The organism is bacterium, assembly GCA_030247525.1.
GTDB lineage: Bacteria > Electryoneota > JAOADG01 > JAOADG01 > JAOADG01 > JAOTSC01.
The window spans coordinates 1-5,083 of the sequence record JAOTSC010000211.1; the positions used below are offsets into that span (position 1 = coordinate 1).

Annotated in this window: 6 protein-coding genes; all 6 read right to left on the reverse strand. The window is 50.9% G+C overall.

Annotated features, from left to right (window positions below; genetic code table 11):
• Nucleotides 1-692 (reverse strand): GTPase HflX (gene hflX, locus OEM52_13870; protein ID MDK9701223.1); only part of this gene is annotated, 692 nt, incomplete at its 3' end.
• The gene (locus tag OEM52_13875; GenBank protein MDK9701224.1) at nucleotides 689-2,614 is read right to left on the reverse strand and encodes a BatA domain-containing protein; all 1,926 of its coding nucleotides are present in this window, start codon (nucleotides 2,612-2,614) and stop codon (nucleotides 689-691) included. The genes hflX and OEM52_13875, both read right to left, overlap by 4 nt.
• A gap of 107 nt (nucleotides 2,615-2,721) precedes the next feature.
• Nucleotides 2,722-3,318, reverse strand: a complete 597-nt coding sequence (locus OEM52_13880; GenBank protein MDK9701225.1) for a D-sedoheptulose 7-phosphate isomerase — start codon at nucleotides 3,316-3,318, stop codon at nucleotides 2,722-2,724.
• 12 nt (nucleotides 3,319-3,330) lie between these two features.
• On the reverse strand, nucleotides 3,331-3,978 hold the full coding sequence (locus tag OEM52_13885) for a J domain-containing protein (GenBank protein MDK9701226.1): 648 nt from the start codon (nucleotides 3,976-3,978) through the stop codon (nucleotides 3,331-3,333).
• Nucleotides 3,979-3,982: 4 nt separating this feature from the next.
• Nucleotides 3,983-4,723: a geranylgeranylglyceryl/heptaprenylglyceryl phosphate synthase gene (locus OEM52_13890; GenBank protein MDK9701227.1), complete on the reverse strand. Its 741-nt coding sequence runs from the start codon at nucleotides 4,721-4,723 to the stop codon at nucleotides 3,983-3,985.
• Nucleotides 4,724-4,892: 169 nt separating this feature from the next.
• Nucleotides 4,893-5,083 (reverse strand): DHHA1 domain-containing protein (locus OEM52_13895; GenBank protein MDK9701228.1); only part of this gene is annotated, 191 nt, incomplete at its 5' end.

Genomic DNA, 5,083 nt, shown 5'->3' on the forward strand with positions numbered 1-5,083 from the left:
ACGATGAATGGTTCGCCGCCGGTTAATGCTTTCAGTAAGGTGCTTTTCCCGGCATTGGTGTAGCCGACAATCGCTATCCGGTAAGCGTTGCGACGATTCTTTTTACGAACTTCGCGTTGTTGTTCGATGATTTCCAGCATCTTCTTCAAACTGCCGATTTTCTCGCGAATGATTCGTTTATCGGTTTCGAGCTGGGTTTCACCGGGACCGCGCATACCGATACCACCGCGCTGTCGTTCCAAGTGAACCCATTGACCGGTCAATCGGGGCAAGAGGTATTCGAGCTGTGCAAGCTCAACCTGTACTACCGCTTCCCGCGAACGAGCACGATTGGCAAAAATATCGAGGATTAATCCGGTACGGTCGATGACCCGCGCGGTTTTCCAAGCTTCTTCTAAATTCTTGACCTGAGCGGGGGTTAAATCATCATCGAAGAGGACAAGCTCAATGTTTTTCTCGGCGATAAATCCAGCAAGCTGCTCGACAAAACCTTTGCCGATGTAGGTTGCCGGCTCCGGCGTGGTTCGTTCCTGAATGAATCGCTCAACGACGAGCGCTCCCGCGGTGTCGGCAAGCAGTGCCAACTCGTCGAGGGTTTCGTTTAACCACTCGCGGGTTTCACCGCGTTTCTTCACACCGACCAAGAATGCCCGTTCCGGAGGAGCGGATTCATTTACTATTAGTTCGTTCAATTGCTTTCCCGTCTACCTCTTCCGAGATACCCTTCCACCAATAACAGCAGGATTGCCGTTATCAACAATACGCTCCGCCATTCGCGGCCACTTCGTGTTTGCTGCCATGCCGACGCAAATACTTTAGCTTCCCCCGGTAACATCCGGAAAGTCGAATCAGAAATGCCGCCAAAGCGTCTGCGGACTTCCCGATTACTTTCCTGCGAGGGGATTTTTACGACAAAATGTTGGGTACCGTCTGCTGACCAGATACCCGTTTCTAATAGATCAACTCGGTTTTGCTCGGGAATCGTCACTTTCCCATTGGGAGAAATTGCCCGTTGCAGACCTACCAACTTCGTGGGAATTTCTCGACCGACCCCCGCTTCCAATACTGGTTGCGGTTCGATGCTCTGCATGGTCGCATAACCCCGCGCCAATAACGGTATCCGCACCGGCTCAGTTTCCCAACCGACATCCGCCACTGGAATTGCATCTAACCTCAGTTTACCATTTCCAATAACGAGGTCACACCAAACGGGATTGCCATCGTCAAAATGCAATACCGAATTCTCGGCGGCGACTTGCCAACGTCCGCTTACCGAAGCTTCTGGTGCTTTCACCCAACCCCGCAAATATGCAGCCAATTCGTTTTTACGAAGTGAATACTTGCCGCGTTGCGCGTAATCGAACGTCTTTAATTGCAGAGATGAAATTGCCGATATCCAACGATTCCACATCGCGGCATCGGCGTTTTGTGCGGGAATTAACCAAAGTCGTTCACCGGTTTGGAGGCGCGATTTCCATTGTTCCGGGGATTGAGTAGGCGGAAATCTCCCGGCATGGATTGTTAAACCTGTTTGATTGCTCGATGGAGCTACCGGAATCGATAATACCCGGTAGGTTCGCGTTAATATTTCTACCGCGGCAGGATCGCCCGATACCGTAATTCGGGAAGGTTCCGTTGCCGGGATAAGCAGTTCACTTCGATTATCAAAACTTAATTCGTCGTCTTGCAATAATTCAGCACGCACTAACCATGGCCCGTTACCTTGCGGCTTTACAATCCATTCGACACTGCGTTCAGCGCCGGGTGCAAGCTCTACGGTCTGTTCACCTATCGCGTCCAAGGTCGTGCCGAAACTACCGACCGAAACCCGAACAGTCGCTTCGGAGCTTGACTTCGCAAACGATTTGATTGTTGCCGCAACCAAAACTCCATTGGTTTGATCCAGTAACGGTTCTAATTGCTGTAACGAGACAATCGCCCGGTTTGATTGGGAAAGATCCGGTGGCGACCAACGCAAATAGCTGATACCCGGTTTCGCCACCGCGAGCGTCGTATCGTCGTTACCAATGCCGTCGGTAAAAAGGAGTAGTGACCGAAAAGGAGCAGGCGATTCCGACAACGCTCGCTCAGCGCGCACCAATCCATTCGTTAGGTCATCGGAAACCGGTTTGGGGGACTCCCCATCGAGGGCAGATTGGATTGCATCAATTGAACTCAAGGCGATGTGTGAATCGATCTCATCGGCAAAGAAGAGGGAAACCCGATCTTGCGGCGCTAAAGTCGTGAGCAGTTGTTTAATCGAACGTACCGCTTGATCGAAGGGGGAACCACTGGGTGCTGTCGCCATCATCGATGCGGAACGATCCAATACAATGGCAACTTCCGCATTCGCCGGTGAACCACCCGGTAACACGCCGACGGTTAACGGGCGGGCAAATGCCGTGACAATGCAGAGGATTGCTAAAATCCGCAGCAAAATTAAAAGCCATTGGGTGATTTTCAAGCGGCGATGTTGTTTTTTTTCAATCGCCTTAAGAAAGCGGAGCGTAGAAAAATATATCTTCGGTAACCGACGACGCGACAATAAGTACAGGAGTAATGGAACTCCAGCAGCAGCGGCAAAACCAAGAATGGTTGGATTAAGCCAGGTCATCGTTCTCGAAGATAGGTCAAGGAAACAAACGGTTCATGAGGTCGCAACGCAAATCGTTCGCCTCATATTACTATACGATATTTAGTTGTAATATCCGAATGGGTCGATTATTCGGATTTTGGATACAACATTCGTTCGACCAAGTGAATCAGGAGATGTCCCAGCGTAATATGACATTCCTGAATGTTTGCCGTGATATTCGACGGCACCGAAACGATATAGTCCGCGAGTGGTTCCATCCCGCGCGGATCGGCGCCGCACCATGCAACGGTCTTCATATTCTTCACCCGGGCTACCGCCATTGCCGCCAATACCGAAGGAGATTTTCCCGAGGTGGATATAGCGATGAGAACATCGCCTTCGCGGCCTAACGCTTCGATCTGCCGCTTAAATACATGGTCGTACCCGTAATCGTTGGCGCCGCCCGTTAAGATCGAAGTGTCGGTTGTTAATGCAATCGAAGCAATAGCGGGACGCTCAAAGTCGCCCGTTAAGCGAACTACGAGTTCCGTTGCAAGGTGTTGCGAATCGGCAGCGGAACCGCCATTCCCACAAAAGAGAATCTTTCCACCATTGCGAACCGATGCAACAATCACTTCGGCGACATCGAGTAAGGACGTTACCAGTTCCTCCGATTCGGCCGCTTGTCGTTTTACGTCGGCTGATCGCAGCAAACCATCTTTGATAACTGAACGAAAATCCATTACGTAAAGTCCTTACATGATTTCCCGAATGGCAGACGCGATCAATGCACATCCAATAGATAATACGAAGACAACCCATAGCGGTAACTTACCCCGGGAGATAATCGCGATGAGACCCATCGCAATCCCGAGCGACAACAAGGGGACTCCCCCATTTGTTAAGAGTGCGTAAGCAATTAAGACTACACCAATCGACCAGCTAATTGCAAACCGATGATTCGGTTTTTTGACAACGCTAAAATCCCGCTCGGATTTCAAATTCCGGGATTCTTGAGCAACTTTCCAACGTAACTTGCTCTCTTCGAGTTCCTTTTCCCTTTCAAACTCCTCGCGGCGTTGCTGCTCTTCTAAAACCCGTTGCTTTTCGCGCTCCGCCTTTGCGCGCGCAGCAGCTTCCTTTTCCGCTAACTCACGGGATTCCGCTTCCATCCGTTGCTGCTCTTCGGCATCGACTTTGCGATCATAATAACTGAGGATGAACTGGTATGCTTCGTTCAACAGTTTGAATTTTTCTTCAGCACGGGCGCGTACTGCTTCGCTAACATTGGCGTATTGGTCGGGATGGACGATCCGCGCTTCATCGCGAAAGGCTTTCTTCACGTCGTCGAGATCGGCGTCGTGAGGAATCATCAAGATCTCATAAGCACGGTTAAGGTCCATCGGACTACTGAAGTGAATGAAGGATTGCTGAAAGATCGCCGTCGCCAAACCGCTCGAAGTGGGTTCCGATGACGATGAAATCGGCGCCAGCTTTTACGGCAGCTTGGGCTTTTTCGGTCGTATTAATGCCACCACCAACCAGTAACGGCAAGGTGATTTCCCGGCGAACCAGTGCGATAGCTTCCGGCGGCACGGGCAACTCAGCGCCACTCCCCGCTTCGAGATATACAAGTTTCATACCAAGTTGTTCTGCGGCGAGCGCGTGAGCGACGACCAATTCTGGTTTATCGCGGGGAATCGGCGGCGAACCGCTCATGAATTCCGCAGTTGTTACTCGACCTGAAGAAATCAATAGATAGCCGGTTGCAATCGATTCCAATCCGAGATATTTGATAATCGGCGCGGCAACGACATGCTCTCCTATCAAATATTGTGGGTTGCGCGATGAGAGCAGCGAGAGCAACAATACGCCATCGGCGGTTGCTGTTAGCTGTCGAGAGTTACTGGGGAAAAGGAGCACCGGTAATTCTGTCGCAGCTTTAACTGCCGTTAACGATTCCTCGAAACGGTCGCCGGAGAGAAAACTTGTACCGTAAAGAAACCCAGCGGCACCAGATGCTTCGGCGTGTTTGACCCGACGGATCATCGTTTCGGAATCCGTGCGATCGGGATCGAGCAATATCAGTAGACCGGGACCGCGTTCCCGGCGAAACTGAATCAAATAGTCGTAGACCTTACCGGTGATTTGTTACCTCTTTGAGACAATTCGATTACGGAAAATAGCGCAGACAGCCCTGTCTACGCTACTCGTCTCCGTAGTATATACAATTTTCTTCGGTAATTGCTTGCGCTCCGTCACGAACTTATAACGTTAAACCAATAATTCTTACGATTTTTCGCGATATGACGGCATTCTACCCGAGAATTCTTTGAATCACAGGTAGCGCTGCCGCAACGCCATCCGGTACTCGCGACGGATCTTTGGCTCCCGCAGTCGCCAAATGCGCTTTTCCTCCGCCGCCACCGCCGGCTGCTTTCGCAACTTCCCGGATGATATCCCCGGCTTTCAATTTACCGTCATTCAACAAATCGTCGGTTACTGCCG